We start from the raw sequence: 19,273 nt of genomic DNA on the forward strand, positions 1-19,273 counted from the left end.
CCCCCCTTACCCTGATACGATTCGGCGCTTTCGTGCTCCCCACGCGGTGATGCAATGACCGAACCCTCGCAATCGAAGATTCTCTACGAGGTGGATGACCATCCGCCGGTCGGGAAATGCGCGCTCAGCGCCCTTCAGAGTCTGATCCTGGTCGCCCCGACCATTATCCTCGCGCCCCTGATTCTGGCGCGCACCATCGGCCTCGACCTGGCCGCCACCCAGTGGACCGTCTTTGCCGCACTCATCGGCAGTGCGCTCGCCACGCTGGTCCAGGTTCGTCGCGTCGGGCCGGTCGGTTCGGGCTACCTGATCTTCATGGGCACCTCGACCGCGTATCTGGCCGTCGGCATCGAGGCGGCCATGGTCGGCGGCATGGCGCTGGTCGCGACGCTGGCCATCCTGTCCGCACCCGCACAGTTACTGTTCGCCCGCTACCTGGGCCTGTTCCGGCGCATCATAACGCCGACCGTCAGCGGGGTCGTGATCATGCTGCTGGTGCTGACCGTGATCCCGTCCACGGCCGACATGATGCATGGAGAAGGCGAGTACGAGGGCACCTGGCGCGCCCTGGTCGTCGCCCTGTTTACGCTCGGGTTCACCATCCTGCTGGCGATCTTCGGCGGTCGCATGCTGCGCCTTTGGGCACCCATCATCGGGCTCGGGGTTGGCGTCGCGGTGGCGGTTGCATTCAACATCACGGACTTTTCCAGGGTCGCGGACGCCGCCTGGCTGGGTCTGCCGCCACTGGAATGGCCGGGCTTCAACTTCGAGTTCTCGACCGCCTGGTTCACACTACTTCTGACCTTCATCATCGTCACCCTGGTCGGATCGGTCGAGTCAGTGGGCGACACCATGGTCGCGCAACGCAACTCCCACCGGACCCCGCGCAAGGTTGATTACGACCGCGTGCGCGGCGGCCTCTATGCGGACGGGGTCGGCAACATGATCGCCGGCGGCCTGGGTACGCTGCCGAACACCACCTACGGGATCGGCGTGTCCTCGATCGAGCTGACCGGCATGGCTGCGCGGCGTGTCGGCTACTACTTCGCCGGCTTCCTCGCCCTGGTCGCACTCATCCCCAAACTCAACATGGTGATGATCTCGCTCCCCGGCCCGGTCTTCGGAGCCTTCCTGCTGATCCTTCTGGCGCTGCTGTTCGTGGCCGGCATTCGCCTGTGCGCACAGGACGGCCTGAGCTACCAGAGCGGGCTGATCATCGGCGTGGCGTTCTCCACCGGCTTCCTGTTCCAGAACCAGTTGTTCTTCCATCACTTGATCCCGGACGCGCTGGGGCCGTTCATGAACAACAGCGTGACCACCGGCGGCACCGTCGCGGTCGCCATCAGCCTGATCTTCAACCTGCGCCCGCGCCCACGACGCCGCAGCACCTTCGCGCCCGAGGCCGAATCCCTGCCGCAGATCCAGGCCATGGCGCGGGAGTTCGGCGAGAGCCTGAGTCTGCCGGAGAAGCAGTCCGTCAAGCTGCAGGTGGCCTTGGAAGAGGTGTTCATGCACCTGTCCGAACAGGCCGCCAGCGAGCCGGGGCGCAGCCGCCCGGTGGATGTCCGTCTGGAACGCGAGGGCGAACACCTCGCGGTGGAGATGATCGACCGCAGTGCGGCGGCCGAAGTCGACGAGGCCTCGCTGCGCAAGGCCCGGCAATGGGGTCACAACGACGAGCAGTCCCTGCGCGAACTGGGGCTGTACCTGCTGAATAGCCTCGCGCAGGATGTGCGACACCTGCGCATGGCCGGGGTCAACTACATCTCGTTCAGTATCCCGCTGCGCCCGATGTAATCACTCGACGCCGGTTCGCCGGTTCAGGGCCCCGCCGCCAGCGGTTCAGTCGCGGGAGCCGTGGATCAGGTTGAGGAACTCGCGACGGGTACGCGCATCTTCGCGGAAGGCACCCAGCATCACCGACGTCGCCATCGAGGAGTGCTGCTTCTCCACCCCGCGCATGGTCATGCACATGTGCTTGGCGTCCACGACCACGCCCACGCCCTTGGCATTGGTGACCTGCTTCAGGGCCTCGGCGATCTGCCGCGTCATGTTTTCCTGGATCTGCAGGCGCGCGGCGAACATATCGACAATCCGCGCGATCTTGGAGAGGCCGATCACCTTGCCATTCGGCAGGTAGGCGACATGCACCTTGCCGATGATCGGCAGCAGGTGGTGCTCGCACAGCGAGTACAGCTCGATATCGCGCAGCAGCACCATCTCGTCGTTGTCGGAGCTGAACAGCGCGCCGTTGACGATCGTGTCGAGGTCCTGGTGATAGCCCCGGGTCAGGTACTGCATCGCCTTGGCCGCCCGCATCGGCGTATCCAGCAAACCCTCGCGGTTCGGGTCTTCATTCAGGCCGGCGAGGATCTCGCGATAATGACGGGCCAGGGCCTCGGGGGCCGGCAGCGGCCGCCCATCGGCTGCGCTGGTCACGGGTTCGTCCGCGGTACGGGCATCTGCTTGCATCGATAGGTCCTTGTTCTGTGCCATCTTCGGCATTCCTAGGGGCGTGCGGGCGCGTCAGCGCACCATGATAACGGCCAGCCCGGAGGCCAGCGAAACGATAGCCCCCGCAGTCAGCGCCATGCGCAGTCCCAGGTACCCGCGCGGCAACGGCCGCCCACGCAGGCTCAACCGGTCCACCCACAGCGCCCCCAAAAACAGCGCGGCCAGGGTCATCAGCGCCTCGGGCAGCGGTTGGAGCAACGCCAGCCAGGCGAGGATCGCCGGGACCACCGCCCACACGGGTGCCGACAGCGGGCCCACCCGGTGCTCACGATCCGCCAGGTAAAGGCCCCAGTGGATCGCTCCGAGAAACGACAGGATGACGGCACCATAAAACGCCAGGGCCTCCAGCGCGAAAACCTGCCATTCCGGCTGGGCCATCCAGGCCCCGAAGCCCAGGACCACAAAGGGGATCAGACCTCCGTATCCCAGCACCTGAAGCATCGGTGCCGAGGCTTCCTGGGACTGTTGCGTCTGCCCTGCCCGTTCCGCGACGTCACGCGGACCTCGGTTGGCCCCGGCCGCGACAGCCCGCGCACCGAGGTACTCACGCAATTCGGGGAGCCCCCCGATTGCACCGTCCCGCGCAACGAAATAGGGCAATACATCGGCCCCGGTCGCCTGCTGCAGGGCATGAAACTGCTCGCGGTTGTGAGCAGAGCCCATGCCCCACTCCAGGCGCACCCAGCGACCGGGCAGCATTGCATCCAGCAGGGCCACAGCATCGCGCACATCGGACAGCCCGGAGGTGATCGCGACGACCTCGTGCTCGACCAGTGCCTGGCGCACCTCGGCAGGCCAGCCGCTCATGGTCTGGGCGGTGTCGTTCATAACGCGGCCTCAATCGCGGCGCGCAAACGCCGGTCCTCGGACGTCAGGCCTGCCCACAACAGCTCTATCACCACAAGCAACCGACTACCCCTACGCATCGCTGCACCCTCCGCGCCCCGGGCTGTGCGGGGCTCACTGTGCGCCGTATTCTGGACGACGACCATTTGCAGGCATTGTACAGGTATTGTATAAGATGTACATCACCCTTTGATGGAATCGGAACCGTCATCATGAGCACCTCTCGCATCGCCGTCATCGGCGGCGGCATCGCCGGGCTGGCCAGCGGCTGGATCCTGCAGTCGCGTCACCAGGTGCGCCTGTTCGAGGCGGCGCCCGAACTGGGCGGTCACGCCCACACCATCGAGGTATCCGACCCGGAGGGCCCCACGCACCTCGATACCGGCTTCGTGGTGTACAACGAGCGCAACTACCCGCTGCTGACCCGCCTTTTTCGCGACCTGAGCGTGCCGACCCAGCCGACTGAAATGTCGTTCTCCTGTTCCCGGCATCCCCACGGCGTGGAATACGCCGGCAGCGACCTGAACACCCTGTTCGCGCAGCGGCGCAACCTGCTCAGCCCGCGCTTTCTGCGTATGGGCGCCGACATCCTGCGCTTCAACCGCCTGGGGCATCGACTGTTCGAGCGCGGCGAGACCCCGCAGGGCACCTTGGGCCATTTTCTGTCGCGGCACCGCTTTGGCCAGGGTTTCATCGAGGACTACCTGTTGCCGATGGCCGCCGCGATCTGGTCCGCGCCGCCGGAGTCCATCCGCGAGTTCCCGTCCGCGAGTTTCCTGCGGTTCTTTCGCAACCACGGGCTGCTGGACCTGCGCGACCGCCCGCAGTGGCGCACCGTGCGCGGTGGCAGCCGCGAATATGTGCAGCGCCTCGCCGCGCGGCTCGAGCCACGTAGCGTCATCCACGAGGCCGTCCGCGCCGTGATCCCCGAAGGCGGCCAGTGGCGTGTGCTGACCGCGGAGCGCTCCGAGGGATTCGATCAAGTCGTGTTCGCCTGTCATGCGAACGACGCCCGCCGCCTCCTGGGGCGAACCATGCCCGCGCTCGACGGCCTGCTGGCGGACTGCCGCTTCCAGGAAAACCGCGCCATCGTGCATACCGACGCCACCCTGATGCCCCGCTCACGCCGCGTCTGGTCCTCGTGGAACTACCTGAGCGGACGCACCACGCAGCCTGGTGAACGGGTTTCGGTCTCCTACTGGATGAACCGCCTGCACAACCTGGAGCGTCGCCGCGACTACGTGATCAGCCTGAATCCCTGGCGCGAGCCCCACCCCACCGCAGTGCTCGGAGAGCACCTTTGGGAACATCCCGTAATGGATGCCCCCGCCGAGACCGCCCGCCAGCGCCTGATGGACTGCCAGGGCCAGGACGGACTCTATTTCGCCGGGGCCTGGATGGGCGACGGCTTCCACGAGGACGGGCTACGCTCCGCCGTCGTGATCGGCGAGGCGATGGGCATCGCGCCCCCTTGGGACTCCACGCCGAGTGCTACACCCGCGCCGGTGGCGGTGGATTCGGAGCCGGTCAACGGCGGCGGCGCGACGCCGACCGCGGCACCGGCTGCGCGCCCCGAGGATGCCTGAGGCACTGGCATGGACGCGGCCCTGGTCTATACATCGGTCATGCACCAGCGCATTGCAACGCCGGCGTATCGCTTTCGCTACCCGGTAATCGCCGCGCTGTTCGACATTGATCGCCTGGAGACCACCGCAGAACGCTGCCGGCTGTTCTCGCTGGACCGTTTCAACCTGTTCAGCCTGCATACCCGCGACCACGGCCCGCGCGATGGCCGTCCCTGGCGGCCCTGGATCGAGTCCCATCTCGCGGAGCACGGCATTGAACTCGCGGGCGGCGCGATCCACCTGCTCGCGATGCCGCGCGTATTCGGGCACGCGTTCAACCCGCTCAGCGTCTGGTTCGCCTATCACGCGGATGGCGGGTTGCGTGGCGTGTTGCTGGAAGTCCGCAACACCTTCGGCGAGCACCACCACTACCTGCTGCACGAAGGCGGTCGCACCTTGACTACGCCGGTACGCAAGGAGAAGGACAAGGCCTTTCATGTATCCCCGTTCATCGACATGGATGCGCGCTACGCCTTCACCATCTCGCCCGCACGGCTGGAACGCGGGGCCACCGTGCGGTTGGCAATCCGCGAGACCCAGGCGGGTTCACCATTCCTGGTCGCAACCCAGCACGGCCGCCTGCGCGACTTTGCCGACCGAACGCTGCTGGCCGCATTGATGCACCAGCCCTGGATGACCCTCAAGGTCCTGCCACTGATTCACTGGCAGGCACTCAAGATCTGGCTGCGCGGCGGACGCTACCACCCGCGCCCTGCGCCGCCGCAAAAGGAGATGCACTGATGTCCGTCGAACAAGGAAGCGCGACGACCGGGTTCGGGACCCGCCGGCACTGGGCCCTGCAACTGATCGCCCGGGCCCTGCGCGGTCTCGAGCAGGGACAATTGACGCTGGTCGGCCCACGCGGGGAACGGGAGGTCGTACAGGGCGAGCAACCCGGACGTGAAGTGATCTGGCACCTCAAGCGGCCCTGGCGGACGCTGCTGCGCATCCTGCGCCACGGCGATCTCGGCTTTGCCGAGGGCTATATTGCGGGGGACTGGAATACGCCGGACCTGAAGGGCCTGCTGCACCTCGCCACCGACAACGAGGCGGCGCTGGCCGATCTTGCGGCTCGCCCCGTGGTCCAGCGTCAATTCGACGCCCTGCGCCACTGGTGGCACCGCAACAGCCGCCGCGGCAGTCGTGCCAACATCCGCTTCCACTACGATCTAGGCAACGACTTCTATCGCATGTGGCTGGATCCGAGCATGAGCTACTCCGCGGCCCTGTTCAGCCGCGGCGACGAGGCACTGGAAAGTGCCCAGCAGCGCAAGTACGAGCGCCTGCTGGATCAACTCGACGCCGCCCCCGGGTCCCACATCCTCGAGATCGGGTGCGGCTGGGGCGGCTTTGCCGAACTCGCCGCGCGTCGCGGCCATCAGGTCACGGCCATTACCCTGTCGCAAGAGCAGCTCGACTACGCTCGCGAGCGGATCGAGCGGGCCGGTCTCTCCGACCGTGTCGAACTGCGCCTGCAGGATTACCGGGATCTGCACGGCCAGTTCGATCACGTCGTCTCGATCGAGATGTTCGAGGCGGTCGGACAGCAATGGTGGCCCAGCTTCTTCGAGACCTTGCGTGCCTGCCTGCGCCCAGGCGGGCGCGCCGCACTGCAGGTCATCACCATCGACGAAGCCGCGTTCGAGTATTACCGCAACAACGCCGATTTCATCCAGATGTATGTCTTCCCGGGCGGGATGCTGCCGTCCGTCCCCCGCTTCAACGCCGCCGCCCGCCAGGCGGGCCTCGCGATCGGCGATCAGCAGTTCTTTGGGCAGGACTACGCCGAAACCCTGCGTCGCTGGGATCGCGAGGTGCGCCATGCCGAACCCGTTATCGAGGCCCTGGGATACTCGCCCGAGTTCCTCCGCATGTGGCGCTACTACCTCGCCTACTGCGAAGTCGGTTTCGAGCACCAGCGTGTCGACCTGATGCAGGTAGTCCTGGAGCCCCACGACCGGGACGAGCGCGTGCCCCACATAACTTCCCAATAATCCAAGATTCTCAAGACCCCTCCCCACCGATGAGCGCAAACTGGTACCCAATCACCAGTTTATTGGGACACCAGTCACAGGACGGTTCTGGATTCGTCGACTAGAATGCAAATTTCCGGGCTCATGGAAAGCGGGATCCGCGCACCACCCGCCCCGTGTGGTCGAGCCCCGATTGGTCGAGGACCCCAGCCATGCAACAACGCATTCAGTTCCGCGAGGCCAGCTGGCCCGCCGACGCCGAAGCCATCTCCGCCGTCCGACGCGAGGTCTTCATCGACGAACAGGGCGTCCCCGAACCGCTGGAATTCGACGGTCTGGATGTGACCGCATTGCACTGGCTGGCCATCGGCCCCGGCGAAGAACCCATCGGTACCCTGCGCATGCTGCCCTCCGGTCAGATCGGGCGCATGGCCGTGCGCGAACCCTGGCGCGGCCACGGCATCGGCTCGCGGCTGCTCGACTACGCCGTCGAGGCCGCCATCCGCCATGGCTGGCGCGAGGTCTGGCTAAACGCCCAGAACACCCGCCTGGGCTTCTACGCCCAGCACGATTTCTTCATCATCTCCGACACCTTCGAGGACGCCGGCATCCCCCACCGCCGCATGCTCCGCCGCATCCGCCAGCCCCTGGCGCAGGCCAGGTAACCAACACCTGCTCGCGAGTTGCGAGTCCTCCGAAAACACTCGGGACAATGGTCCCGTGCCGCACACCACGCTGTGGGTGACCACGATTGTTGGTACGGCCCCTTCCCGGCACAGCCGCTCGAACCGAATCATCCATCTCCATTGATTGCGCATGCGCGTAGATGCGCGATGGGCGGTAGTTGCCTATGCTGAGTAGAGACCCTGCCCGGAGGCGACTGCATGGCCGAACCGACTACCGACCCCGTGATGGAAGATGCCGCCGTGCTTCTCGGGGAGCTGCTGGACCAAACCCGGCGGCGCTTCTGGCTGCATGCGCGCGTGGGACTCCTGGCGGAGTTTCGCGGGCTGCAGCTGGGCTCGTATCTGGCCAACATCGCGCGCCGCCACCGGCATACGGACATCCGCATTCTGGTAGACGACGATCTGGCGCTGCGCGATCGCATCCCTGGACTGGTCGAAACCATCAAGCGTCTGCCCACCGCCGTCACCGTGCGCCGGCTCGATGCCGCCGAGGAGAGCCCCCTGACGCTGACCGCAATCGCTGACCACAGCGGCTGGATGCAGCTGACGCAGGCTGGAGGGCAACGAATCCTTCGGGGGGATGTCGATGATCGTGGGGGCACCCAGCGGGCCGCCCTGGATTTCGAGGCGAACTGGAGTCTCAGCGATGAAGCGATCGAACTGCGCCGGCTCATGGTCTAGGCGCCGCACCCTGCGCATCCTGGCGGGGAGCCTGCTACTGCCCGGACTCTCGGCACCCGCGTTGGCCCGCGACCCACAGGCCGAGGTCGCCGTGCTCCCGCTGCAAAATCGCCCGGCCGCCGAGATCCTGCCAGAGCTACAAGGCCTGTTCGGGAATGCCGCCACGCTGCGCGCCGATGGGTTCCGCCTCCTGGTTCGCGCCGACGCCCAGACCCTCGTGCAGATCCGCGAGGTCGTGGCCGAACTCGACCACAGCGCCCAGGATCTCGTCCTCTCGGTACGCCGCAGCAGCGAGCGCCCCCGGCAGGAAACCGGTGCAGGGATCGACATCGAATCCGGCCCGGATGGCACCCAGGCCCGCGGTACCGCCCGGCGCTGGACCACCACCCGCCACGACGACCAGACCCAGCAGATCCGCCTGCGCGAAGGCACCGAGGCCATCATCCTGGTCGGCGAGACCGAGGCCCACGGCTTCCGCGTATTCGCCGGCCGCGCCGGCTTCGGCATGGAACCCGTCTTTCGCGACACCGCCCGCGGCTTCCGAGTGCAACCCCACACACAGCCCGACGGCCGCATCCGCGTGGATATTTATCAGCTGCACGAACAGCCACCCCACACCACCATGGGCCGCGTGGAACGCCAGTCCCTCGAATCCTCCATCACCATCGACCCCGGTGCATGGCACGAACTCGCCGGAGTGGGCCGCACCCTCGACCTCGACGAACGCGGCATTGTCTCCCGTCGCACCACCCGCGAACGCGACGCCCTGCCCCTTCAGATCCGGGTCGACCCGATCGATTGACCGCCCGACCAAGGAACGCGGACCTTTCTTCGAGACCGTCGGCGCTCCGTGTAGCGCCCAGCGCCTCGCGATCGTCATTCCGGAAGCCGCGCAGGAATGATCGGCGATCGGGGTGCGTCGCTCGTACCCACCACTTTGCCAATCTCGACGTTATGGATACTGGCCTACCGCTCCGCTACGGCCGGCGTGAGGCGATCCAACTGGGTTCCATCGGTGACCCAGGCCGCAGCAGGTCGGTCCAGCTTCGGTCGACGCTTCTGCGACAAGCGGCTTAAAGATAAGCCGGTTCCGGGGACATGTGGGGCAAAAAAAGAAGGCCCGCTGCTATGGCGGGCCTTCTGCGGTAGCACAACCGGCGGCGTCGGCTACTGGAACCGATAACGCATCCCGAGATTGAGCGCGGTCTCGTCTCCCGCGCGCACTTCGCCCACAAAGCTGAGGTTGTCGCTGACCAGCTGCTCCATGCCGCCCACGAACCCCAGCTCTCGCTGGTTTCGCATACTGAGCGTGTCGCTCTGACCATCCAGTTCACTCGACCACGAGCTGGAACGCACCACGTCATAGTCCGACTTGATCCGGCTGTACTTGATGCCGCCGTAAGGACGGAAGCTGCCAGTCGTTCGCTCGACAACCAGCGCTGCATGCCACTCCTCGCTGGAATAGCCATCGATGTCCAGCCGATCTCCGCCGCCATTATCAGACGCGAGGTTCCAGCTCGCATCGGCATCACGCCACTGATACATCACATCCAGATTCAGCGCCGCGTTCTGCGCTTCCCATTCGTGAAGGTTGAACTTGCCGCCCACTGCGGCCACCCAGCCCGTATTGGTGCGACCCGAGCTCAACTCATCTCCGGGCTGTCGCGTCGATTCACGCTGGGTGAATTCTCCCTCGCCAGACTGCACTCGCGTGGTCCAATGGTTGTCGAAATCGCTGAATCCACTCAGCCGGGTCCGGCTGGCACCAAGACGGCCATACAGTTCGATCCTCGGCGTGACCGAAAAGTTGATCTGGGCGAACAGGTCCGAGTGATCTTCCCGGGCGTCAATACCACTGATGGATTCGTACTCCGTAGCAACCGGCACCTCGCCTACTTCGCTCACGAGGATGTCACGTTCTAACAGGGATTCCGATCCAACTCGCGTCTCGCCACGCTGCTCCATATCGCGCCGCGAGTGTTCCACCCCAATCGTCACACTCCAGCGGTTATCACTGGAGGTAGCAAAGTTACCAACCGGTGCGGCGGAACCAATGGACGGCGCTATCATCGCCGCCGAGCCCAAAGCGATTGCAGCCACGAGTGCGTTTCGCTTGAAAGCGGTGCTGGTCATATTCTCCCCCTAGACAAACAAGATCGGATCGGGCGTCGTATAAAAAGCCCGAGACGTGTGCGTGAGCGAACCATAAAGGTCCACCCAGAAGGGGATCAACGAATCTCGCGCGATTTATCTGCCCATCCGTTACCTGGGCGTGAGGTTGCAACGCATACGCCCGCCTTAGAGGGCCAACTCGGCACGGGGTTGCGCACGCTTCAAGATGGACCGCACGTCGCGCGTACCATTCGCCGCCACCAAGACATCACTTGAAACGCAGGCAGGAGAGTCACTTCACTACGCGCCGTTGCGCGTCACTTGGGTCACACGGTGGTCACGCGTGTCCGCATCGCCTCGGCGCACTGCAGCCCTTCGGGAAAGCCTCAACAAAAAAGTCCCGAACGGGGCCGAAGGTCGTGCATAAAAAACGGGGCCCCTGGGGGCCCCGTAAAACAAGCTAGTGCTTGTTGTTATACCGCTTGTAAGCAGTGCTCGGGCTTAGAAGGACACCCGCATCCCGGCGCCCACACCCGTGAAGGAAGTGGAGCTACTGCCGGTGAACACGCCACCCTCACCACCGAGCAGACCGGCGGTACCCGCATGGTTCGGGGCGTCGTTGTCGTAGTCGGCGTAGGAAACGCCGGCGTAGGCCATCACGCGGTTACTGAAGTTGTGCTTCACCGCGATGGCGGCGTAGTCGACGTTGCCGTCGTTACCGTCGTTCTTGTTGCGGGTGTGCCCCAGGTTCAGCACGAAGTCATTCCGGCCCATGGTGTAGGTGCCCGACAGGAAGTAGTTGTTGCCGTCACCTTCATCGATGCCGGCCTGAGAGTCCCATTTGAAGTCGGTCACTTCACCGACCAGACGGAACGGACCGGCGCGCCAGTCAGCCCCGATCTTGGTGGCGCGGAAATCTTCCCCGTCTTCATTGTAATCATTGGCATGGGTGTGCGCCACGTACAGTTCGACCGGGTCCAGATCGAAGTTCAGGCGCCCGGCGACCGCAGAATTGCTGTCATCAGCGTTGTTCACGATCACCGCAGCATTCAGACTGACAATGCCGAAACTGTTCGAGTAGGCAATCGCGCGATCCAGGTAGGAACCTTCACCCAGGCCACCAATAACCTGCGGGTTCAGGCGGGCACCGTTGGTACGGGCCTGCATGAAGGTCGCGTTCAGCGGGTCTTTGCCGGCGGTGACGAAGGGCGAGGTCATGCGACCCATGGTCACACGGCCAAAGTTGCCTTCCAGACCAACGTACACGTCACGGGCGGACTGCCCGGAACCGAATCCAGCACGGGTGGTTACGTCCTGCTCGATCTTGGCCAGCGCGGTCAGACCGTTGCCCAGGTCGTGGTTAACCATGACGCCAAGACGATTCGGGTTCGCACCATCAGCGCGGGCATCGCCCTGGACGCCAGTGAAGCCGCCGTCGTGCACACGGAAGCCGCTGTCGAGATCGCCACCGCTATGGTGGACGACCTGCGTCTGCAGCTGGCCGAACAGGGTGACGGAGGAGTCAGCGGCGGCGAAGGCCGGGACCGCGAAGGCGCCGGCAACGGCGACTGCGAGAATCTGTTTTTTCATGTTGCGTATCTCCCAGGAGAGGTGTTTGGTTCGTTTCTACGCCTGCATCCACGGTCGATGCCGCGAATGACAGGTGTTTTATATACACCACGGTGTCGCATTTCAACCCTTTGTGGCGAAAAAATGTCGAGTGCGTTGGAAGTTTGCGCCTCGGTAACCGGGAGGAACGCATGGATACGGGTGAAAGACAGTGCAGAACTGCATCGCAAGGCACTGAATATTCGGAATAATGGCAACCGCCGAGAACGCACGGTAGTTGTGATGGAGCACCCATATAAGGATGATCTTATGTTGTAGAAAAGTGCGCTTTCAGGCGGGTTAGAGGATGGAATACGGCCGCCCTGAAGCTGTTGCATATGTGCAACGAAGCGGTACAGGGCAGGCGTTCGAGAGTATTTGTTGCGGGAAGGCGACAATTGAGGCGACGGCGCGAAGGCTGGAGTGATGCGTTTCGCTTGGTTCAACGCATCCTGCGGCGTGCAAGGCGGAAGATGGAGTTGTAGGAGGCCAGCCCTCTGGCCGATTGGGAGTCGCCCAATGCCCGATCGGCCAGAGGGCTGGCCTCCTACAGGGGGTGTGGCAGCGATTGCGCTAGTCGAGGCCGAAGGCGCGGCGGGCGAGGCGCCGCTTGACGGGGTCGGCCTGGTCGACCAGGCGCAGGCCGAGGCCGCGCAGCTCCGGGAGGCCGGCGGCCTGGGTGCCGAACAGGAGCTTGAAGCCGTCCATCGCGCGTTGCATGAGGGCGTTTTCCGGGCGGCGGGCGCGGGTGTAGGCGCGCAGGACGGCCTCCGTGCCCGGGTCGTGGCGGGCGGGGCCGCGCAGCCCGTCGACCAGGGTACGGGCGTCAGCCAGACCCAGGTTCAGGCCCTGCCCGGCCAGCGGGTGGATGGTGTGGGCGGCGTCGCCGGCCAGTACCACGCGGCCCGCATGGTAGGTTTTGGCGTGCCACGCGGTGAGCGGGAAGCTGGCGCGCGGGGACGTGGCGGTAATCGCGCCCAGGCAGCCATCGGTCTCCTGCTCCAGCGCCGCACAAAAGGCCTCGTCGTCCAGGGCCAGGGTGTCTTCGGCGGCGGGCCATTCCGGCTGTGACCAGACGATGGAACAGCGCCCGTCCGCCAGCGGCAGGAGCGCGATGATCCGGTCCTCGACGAAGCGCTGCCAGGCGGTGTCCTGGTGCGGGTGCTCGGTGGTAATGGTGGCGACAACGCCGCGCGCGTCGTAGTCGTGTCCGGTAAACGGGATACCGACGTAGTCGCGGACACGCGAGCGCGCCCCGTCGGCCGCGACCAGCAGGCGGGCCGAGACGATCGGGTGTCGGTGGTCGCCGTACACATCAACCCGATCCGGGCGGCGATCGAGGACTTTCCATTCGGTCTGCGGGTAGAGGACAACGCCCGCGGCCTCGCACTGGCTCCAGAGGACAGCTTCGAGCGCGGCGAGCTCGACCGTCCAGCCAAGCGCCGGGACACCCAGCGCGTCCGCATCGAAGCGGATATGGCCGGGGCCGTTCGCATCCCAGACGTACATGCCGGAGAACGCATGGGCGCGGCGCTGCTCCAGCGCCTTGCGCACGCCCAGCTCGTCGAGAAAGGCCATGGAGGCGGAGTTGAGCGTGGCAACCCGCGTGACCGGTGTCGTCTCCGGATCGAACTGGGGCGCGGCGTTGCGTTCCAGCACGCCAACCCGCAGGCCCTGCCGCGCGGCGCCCAGGGCGATCGCCCCGCCGACGGCGCCCGCGCCCACGACCAAGACGTCCAGCGTTTCGAGGGTGCCTTTCGTCATGGCGTGCCCTGCCCGGCTGCGGGTAGATGGGCGAGCGTATGGCGCGGCAGCGGACCCAGCCCCATTGCGGAGCGGGCCAGCGCATCGCGCGCAGGGCGCAGGCGATCGACCGCCATCATGCCGGCCCCCAGCCCGTGGCCGCGCAGCCCGGCGGCGTGCAGCAGGCCCCGGGCGAGGAAATCGGTGGCCGCGACCACGCTGCCCACATCCTGTCGCCGATCCTTTGCATAGGCCTCCAGAACGGCCGCCGCACCCGGGTCAGCGGCAAACGCGGGCGTGCCATCGACTTGCCGGCCCGTGCGCAGCGCACCAAGCAGGCCCGCCACGTCGCGCAGCGACAGGTTGAGCCCCTGCCCGGCGACTGGATGCACGGAGTGCGCGGCATTGCCGAGCAGCAGCGCACGCTCGGCGACCGGGTCCGGCGCGTGGACGCGCTCCAGCGGGAAACGCACGACCGGCCCCGCCGGACGCAGGCGCCCGAGTGTCCAGCCAAAGCGGGCCTGCAACTCGCGCAGGCGTTCCGCCTCGCCCTGCTCCAGGCGCTGTTCACAAGTCTGCGGCGGCGCCACCCAGACGACATTCATGCGGCCATCGGCCTGCGGCAGCAGGGCCAGTGGCCCCTCGTCGGTGAAACGCTCGAAGGCCTGGCCGTTGTGCGGACGGTCCGGGCGCACGTCGAACACCAAAGCATCGGCGTCGTAGCGCAGCCGCTGCACCGGCAACCCTAGGGCCTTGCGGGTCGGGGAGCTCACGCCGTCCGCCGCGAGGATCAGACGGGCGGACCAGGTCGCCTCGTCCTTCGCCCCCTCAATATGCAGAGTGCGTCGATCCCCTTCGGCCGGATCGAGGCCGGCCAGGGTCGAGTCGTAATGCAGGTCCACACCGGCCGCGCGGCAGGCCTCGTTCAACATCGGGTCCAGGGCGGCGGCCGGAACGACCTGCCCGAGCGCGGCGCGGCCATGGTCGCGCGCGTTCAGGTGCACCCGCCCCAGCCCGCCGCGACGGCTGACCACGATGGATCGGATGGGGGTGGCCTGGTCGGCCACGGAGGACCAGTAGCCGAGGTCGTCCAGGAGCTGGACGGAGCCAGCGGCCAGGGCGTAGCCGCGGGTGTCGGGGCGGGTGGTGTCCGGCTTCGGCGCGGCGCCCCGCTCGAACAGGGCCACGGAATAGCCGGCCCGGGAGAGGGTCGCGGCCGCCAGGCTGCCGACCGGGCCGCCGCCGATGATGGCGATGTCGGGGGTTTGCACGCTCATCTCAGCGCCGCACCCGGTCATTGCGAGGCTCCGAAGGGGCCGTGGCAATCTCCGGACGCTGGCGCAGCGGCGAGGTCCGGTGGCTGCGGAAGGTGATCGCCGCGGCGCTGCGCACCTCGCGATGACGGCACCTGGGGCCACGAACCTTCGTAGGATGCGGATGAGCGTAGCGAATCGCATCGGGGGTGTGGGCACACCCCAGCGACCGGTGCGTTTTGCGGGGCTCCACGCACCCTACGAATTTTGGGTTGGCCGGGTTTGGGCGGGAGCGCATGGTCAGGTCCAGCCCGGGAGGTCGCCGGCCATGCAGGCTTCGATGTCGTCGGGGGTCTTGGGGCAGGCGGCGGTCAGGACTTCGTGTCCGTCGCGGGTGACGGCGACGTCGTCCTCGATGCGGATGCCGATGCCGCGCAGGGCCTTTGGGGCCTCGGAGTACGGGCCGAAGTAGAGGCCCGGCTCCACGGTGGTCACCATGCCCGGCTCCAGCAGGCGCCAGGCGTCGCCGACGCGGTAGTCGCCGACGTCGTGCACATCCAGCCCCAGCCAGTGGCCGGTGCGGTGCATATAGAAAGGCCGGTAGGCGTGGTCCTTGAGCAGCTTGTCGAGCCGGCCCTTGAGCACGCCCAGATCCTTGAGCCCGCGGGTCAGCTCGCGTACGGCGGCATCGTGCGGGTCGTTCCAGTGGTTGCCCGGGCGGGTCTGCTCGATGGCCGCGTGCTGGGCGGCCAGCACGCACTCGTAGACCTCGCGCTGGGTGTCGCTGAAACGGCCGGAGACCGGGAAGGTGCGGGTGATGTCGGAGGCGTAGCCCTGCACCTCGCAGCCGGCATCGATCAGCAGCAGGTCGCCGTCGTTCAGGACATCGCGGTTCTCGATGTAGTGCAGGATGCAGCCGTTCTCGCCACCGCCGACGATGGAGGGATATGCCGGCTCGGTGCCATGGCGGTGAAACTCGTGCAGCAGCTCGGCCTCGACCATGAACTCGGTCACGCCCGGTCGCGCCGCCTGCATCGCGCGGATATGGGCCTGGCACGAGATCGCCGCCGCGTGGCGCATCATGCGCAGTTCCGGGGCCTTCTTGAACAGGCGCTGTTCGTGCACGTAGTGCTCGACCGCGACGTATTCATGCGGGGCCCGCACGCCGTTGCGCGCCTTCGCGCGGACCCGATTGACCCAGCCGAACAGCCGCTGGTCCAGCGCCTCGTCACGCCCGAACGGGGCACACAGCACGCGCCGATTCTCCATCAGGCCCGGCAGGATCTCGTCGATGTCCTCGATCGGGAACGCGCACTCCGCGCCGTAATGTTCCATCGCCCCGTCCGGTCCGGCGCGCCGCCCCTGCCAGGTCTCCTGCGTGGGGTCGCGGTCGCGGCAGAACAGGATGTACTCCCCGGCCTCGCGTCCGGGGACGCACACGGCGACCGCATCCGGCTCCGGGAAGCCCGTCAGATAGAGGAAGTCGCTGTTCTGTCGAAACGGGTAGTCGACATCGCGATTGCGCACCTGCTCGTGCGCCGCGGGCACCACGATGATCGAGTCGCCACCCACGCCGCGCATCAGGCGCTGACGCCGCCGGGCGAACTCGGCCAGGGTGATGGTCGGGGTCTTGCCGGGCAGCGGGGGGCGCGTGGGGGCATTCATTGCATCGGGATCCGTTTCGGGTCGTCCGGGGCGAGCTCGTCGGCGATCAGCAATACACCGACGCGCACGTATTCGTTGAGTTCCTCGAAGGCGGCGGCGTTGTCTTCGTCGTCCTCCGGCTCCAGTTCGATGCGCGCAATCTCGGCAAAGTCGCGCAGGATTTCACTGGCCTCGGCCGAGGGCTTCATCTGCTGTAGCCGGGGCATCTGCCCGAAACCCGAGATAAAGCCGTCGACCCACTCGGACAGGGCCTGGGCACGCGCCTCGATCGGCTCGTCTTCCGGCAGCAGGGGCCCGAAGCCGAGCTCGACGTCGTACAGCTGCGCCAGCAGTGCCCGGCGGATCGCCTCCACCGTCGCGCGGAAGTCGTCCGGCGCGGCATCGGTCAGCGGCAGCGCCTCGCCCAGGCTTTGTTCCAGCGCCTCGACATCCGCGCCGGGGTCCGCGACCACACAGCCGGTGAACAGCCCGTGGGCGGAGGCCGGCGTTTGCGCGAAGCCCATGCGGCGCAGGCCATGCGCGAGCTGCTCGGCCAGCGCGGTCGGGTCGGATTCAAGGCCGCCGCGCGCCTTGGTCGATTCGCCGGTCGGAGCAGCCATCAGAAGGACTCCAGACGGGCTTCGTACGGAAACAGCAGGAAGCGGTAGAGGTCGTCACCGACCTGCAGATGGGTGAACTGCGGCTCGCCCAGCTTGATCGCGCTGGACCCGGTGGCCGACAGCGCATTCAGACCAAAGCGCTTCTCCGCGATCAGGTCCGCCAGCAGTTGCTCCAGATCCGCGCGCGGGATCGCCCCGGTATTGTCCACGATGCGGCAGGGCTTGCCGTTGTGGGCGGTGCCCTCGATCACGGTGGCCTGCGGGTCGGGTTCGGGGGGCTGAATCATGGGCGCGGCAGTTCCTGAGAAATGATATGCCGCCTATTGTGACCAGCCCGCCATAGGAGTCGCAACAAAGCGCCGTGTCCGCGCGCGTTTGGCCCTGTCGCCGCCGGCAGTCGCGGATGGCAATAGTGAAGGCGCTCCCGCAAAAAGGTCACACAAGTTGACGATTTGCGGGGGGGCCTCCTAGACTCCATGGACTGCGTCGCGCGCCGTGCGCGGTCGCCTTCACCGAACTGGGGCCTGTCGCCATGTCGTCCGAGGATTCCAGCCACGATCCCGTCGAGCGCCTCGAGACCGCGATTACGCGGCTGCTCGATGAACATGCCGCCCTGCGCGAGGAGAACAATCTGCTGCACGAGCAGATTCGTCAGCTCAAAAGCGAGCGCGCGGCCTTCAAGGAACGCAACGAACAGGCCCGCCACCGGGTCGAGACGATGATCGCCCGCCTGCGGTCGATGGAGCACAGCGAATGAGCCAGTCCGAACCCGTACGCGTCTCGATCCTGGGCAAGGAATACCAGATCGCCTGCCCGCCCGAGGAACGCGCCGACCTGTTTGCCTCCGCCTCCCTGGTCGACGAGCGCATGCGCGAACTGCGCGACACCGGCCGCGTGGTCGGCGCCGAGCGCATTGCCGTGATGGTGGCGCTGAACCTCGCTCACGAGATGCTCGAATGCCAGGAGCAGCTCAAGCGCGCCGAGCAGACCGGCCCGGCCCGCATCACCGCCATCGCCGACCGCATCGAACAGTCGCTGGGCACGCCCCGCTCCTGAAGTTCGCGGCCAAGGCCGCTCCCACAGCGCCGTAGGATGGGATGAGCCAGGCGAATCCTATCAAGGGTTCCCACGGCGCACGGCACGGTGCGTTTCGCGGTGCTCAACCGCACCCTACTCCTGCCCCCACCCCGCACTGTAGGATGGGATGAGCCAGGCGAATCCCATCAAGGGTTCCCACGGCGCGGCGAATGGTGCGTTACGGCCGATAGATATCCACCCCGGATGGCGGATCGAAGGTAAACGCAGCCTCGTCGACCGGCGCATTGCGCTCGCTTCGCTCGAAGTGAATCTCGGTCTCCTGACCAAAGATGTCGCGAAAGGCCATGCGGGTCAGGTCACCATCCGGCGTCAGGTCCAGCTCGAGGTGCGTAAAGTCCGCCTGTTCGTTGCGCGGGATCAGCAGCAGGCGCAGGGCCGAGGCATCACCTACCGGCAGCACATCCATGCGGAAGTGTTCGTCCAGCCGCTCCGGCTGGGTGATCGCCGCGATCGGTGTCGCATCGAAGGCATCCCCCAGCGGGCGCACGGTCGCCTGCGCCAGGTCCGGGTCATAGGTCCACAGGTCCTCGCCATCGGACACGATCGTCTGCGGGAAGGGCTCGGTCACCTCCCAGCGCAGTCGATTCGGCATGCCCAGCTGCATCGAGCCGTCGGACTCCTGCAGCACATAGCCCGTCTCGTCGCGTACCGTCTGCGTGAACTCGGCCGTAAAGGTCTCCAGTCCCTCGACAAAACGGTCCAGCGCCGCGCGCGCATCCGGCGCCGGGCCGCGCTCGGCCGCCAGCGGCCCGGCGAACAGGAACATCGTCGTCGCGGCCAGGGCGAGCAACAGACGGGGGACAAGACGAACGATCATGCGGACTCCGGTTGGGTGTTTACGATGATCCTGCGCCCGGTCGCTTAACCGGA

General features: G+C 66.4%; 19 protein-coding genes. 9 read left to right on the forward strand and 10 right to left on the reverse strand.

Annotated features, from left to right (window positions below; translation table 11 throughout):
- The first annotated feature begins 54 nt into the window (after positions 1–54).
- Positions 55–1,797 (forward strand): uracil-xanthine permease family protein, encoded by a 1,743-nt coding sequence (locus F467_RS0110935; protein WP_018138379.1) that lies wholly within the window; start codon positions 55–57, stop codon positions 1,795–1,797.
- A gap of 45 nt (positions 1,798–1,842) precedes the next feature.
- Here the strand turns inward: F467_RS0110935 and folE are convergent, their stop codons facing one another.
- Both folE and F467_RS0110945 read right to left on the reverse strand, forming a co-directional pair.
- Complete coding sequence (gene folE / locus F467_RS0110940; protein WP_018138378.1) at positions 1,843–2,496, reverse strand: GTP cyclohydrolase I FolE; 654 nt, start codon at positions 2,494–2,496, stop codon at positions 1,843–1,845.
- 30 nt (positions 2,497–2,526) lie between these two features.
- On the reverse strand, positions 2,527–3,342 hold the full coding sequence (locus tag F467_RS0110945; protein WP_018138377.1) for a DUF3429 domain-containing protein: 816 nt from the start codon (positions 3,340–3,342) through the stop codon (positions 2,527–2,529).
- Positions 3,343–3,572: 230 nt separating this feature from the next.
- Between F467_RS0110945 and F467_RS0110950 the strand changes: the two genes are divergently transcribed.
- The 6 genes from F467_RS0110950 to F467_RS0110975 all read left to right on the forward strand — a co-directional run bounded on the left by F467_RS0110950 (position 3,573) and on the right by F467_RS0110975 (position 9,127).
- Positions 3,573–4,946 (forward strand): NAD(P)/FAD-dependent oxidoreductase, encoded by a 1,374-nt coding sequence (locus F467_RS0110950; protein ID WP_018138376.1) that lies wholly within the window; start codon positions 3,573–3,575, stop codon positions 4,944–4,946.
- 9 nt (positions 4,947–4,955) lie between these two features.
- On the forward strand, positions 4,956–5,726 hold the full coding sequence (locus tag F467_RS0110955; protein ID WP_018138375.1) for a DUF1365 domain-containing protein: 771 nt from the start codon (positions 4,956–4,958) through the stop codon (positions 5,724–5,726).
- Positions 5,726–6,979: a cyclopropane-fatty-acyl-phospholipid synthase family protein gene (locus tag F467_RS0110960; RefSeq protein ID WP_018138374.1), complete on the forward strand. Its 1,254-nt coding sequence runs from the start codon at positions 5,726–5,728 to the stop codon at positions 6,977–6,979. The genes F467_RS0110955 and F467_RS0110960 overlap by 1 nt, the downstream gene beginning before the upstream one ends.
- 191 nt (positions 6,980–7,170) lie before the next feature.
- A complete protein-coding gene (locus tag F467_RS0110965; protein ID WP_018138373.1) occupies positions 7,171–7,623 on the forward strand; it encodes a GNAT family N-acetyltransferase in 453 nt (150 codons plus the stop codon).
- A gap of 219 nt (positions 7,624–7,842) precedes the next feature.
- Positions 7,843–8,325, forward strand: coding sequence for a hypothetical protein (locus F467_RS0110970; RefSeq protein WP_018138372.1), 483 nt, complete (start codon positions 7,843–7,845; stop codon positions 8,323–8,325).
- 61 nt (positions 8,326–8,386) lie between these two features.
- Entirely contained in the window at positions 8,387–9,127 is a 741-nt protein-coding gene (locus F467_RS0110975) for a secretin N-terminal domain-containing protein (RefSeq protein ID WP_018138371.1), read from the forward strand.
- 365 nt (positions 9,128–9,492) lie between these two features.
- Here F467_RS0110975 and F467_RS0110980 read toward each other — a convergent pair whose 3' ends face one another.
- From F467_RS0110980 to F467_RS0111015, 7 genes are all read right to left on the reverse strand, one after another.
- Complete coding sequence (locus tag F467_RS0110980) at positions 9,493–10,290, reverse strand: hypothetical protein (RefSeq protein WP_018138370.1); 798 nt, start codon at positions 10,288–10,290, stop codon at positions 9,493–9,495.
- A 648-nt stretch (positions 10,291–10,938) separates the two neighbouring features.
- Complete coding sequence (locus F467_RS0110990; protein ID WP_018138368.1) at positions 10,939–12,027, reverse strand: porin; 1,089 nt, start codon at positions 12,025–12,027, stop codon at positions 10,939–10,941.
- Positions 12,028–12,618: 591 nt separating this feature from the next.
- Positions 12,619–13,809, reverse strand: coding sequence for an FAD-dependent monooxygenase (locus F467_RS0110995; RefSeq protein ID WP_018138367.1), 1,191 nt, complete (start codon positions 13,807–13,809; stop codon positions 12,619–12,621).
- Positions 13,806–15,065: an FAD-dependent monooxygenase gene (locus F467_RS0111000; protein WP_018138366.1), complete on the reverse strand. Its 1,260-nt coding sequence runs from the start codon at positions 15,063–15,065 to the stop codon at positions 13,806–13,808. The genes F467_RS0110995 and F467_RS0111000 overlap by 4 nt, the downstream gene beginning before the upstream one ends.
- 276 nt (positions 15,066–15,341) lie before the next feature.
- On the reverse strand, positions 15,342–16,706 hold the full coding sequence (pepP, locus tag F467_RS0111005; protein ID WP_018138365.1) for a Xaa-Pro aminopeptidase: 1,365 nt from the start codon (positions 16,704–16,706) through the stop codon (positions 15,342–15,344).
- The gene (locus tag F467_RS0111010; protein WP_018138364.1) at positions 16,703–17,305 is read right to left on the reverse strand and encodes a UPF0149 family protein; all 603 of its coding nucleotides are present in this window, start codon (positions 17,303–17,305) and stop codon (positions 16,703–16,705) included. The genes pepP and F467_RS0111010 overlap by 4 nt, the downstream gene beginning before the upstream one ends.
- A complete protein-coding gene (locus F467_RS0111015) occupies positions 17,305–17,592 on the reverse strand; it encodes a hypothetical protein (RefSeq protein WP_018138363.1) in 288 nt (95 codons plus the stop codon). The genes F467_RS0111010 and F467_RS0111015 overlap by 1 nt, the downstream gene beginning before the upstream one ends.
- Before the next feature lie 245 nt (positions 17,593–17,837).
- Here F467_RS0111015 and zapB point away from each other — a divergent pair, with 245 nt between their 5' ends.
- Both zapB and F467_RS0111025 read left to right on the forward strand, forming a co-directional pair.
- On the forward strand, positions 17,838–18,062 hold the full coding sequence (gene zapB, locus F467_RS0111020; protein ID WP_018138362.1) for a cell division protein ZapB: 225 nt from the start codon (positions 17,838–17,840) through the stop codon (positions 18,060–18,062).
- The gene (locus F467_RS0111025; protein WP_012983191.1) at positions 18,059–18,361 is read left to right on the forward strand and encodes a cell division protein ZapA; all 303 of its coding nucleotides are present in this window, start codon (positions 18,059–18,061) and stop codon (positions 18,359–18,361) included. Before zapB ends, F467_RS0111025 begins: the two co-directional genes overlap by 4 nt.
- Before the next feature lie 199 nt (positions 18,362–18,560).
- Here F467_RS0111025 and lolA read toward each other — a convergent pair whose 3' ends face one another.
- On the reverse strand, positions 18,561–19,220 hold the full coding sequence (gene lolA, locus F467_RS0111030) for an outer membrane lipoprotein chaperone LolA (RefSeq protein ID WP_018138361.1): 660 nt from the start codon (positions 19,218–19,220) through the stop codon (positions 18,561–18,563).
- Positions 19,221–19,273 lie beyond the last annotated feature (53 nt).

The sequence above is a fragment of the Thioalkalivibrio sp. ALJ12 genome (assembly GCF_000378305.1).
Taxonomy (GTDB): domain Bacteria; phylum Pseudomonadota; class Gammaproteobacteria; order Ectothiorhodospirales; family Ectothiorhodospiraceae; genus Thioalkalivibrio.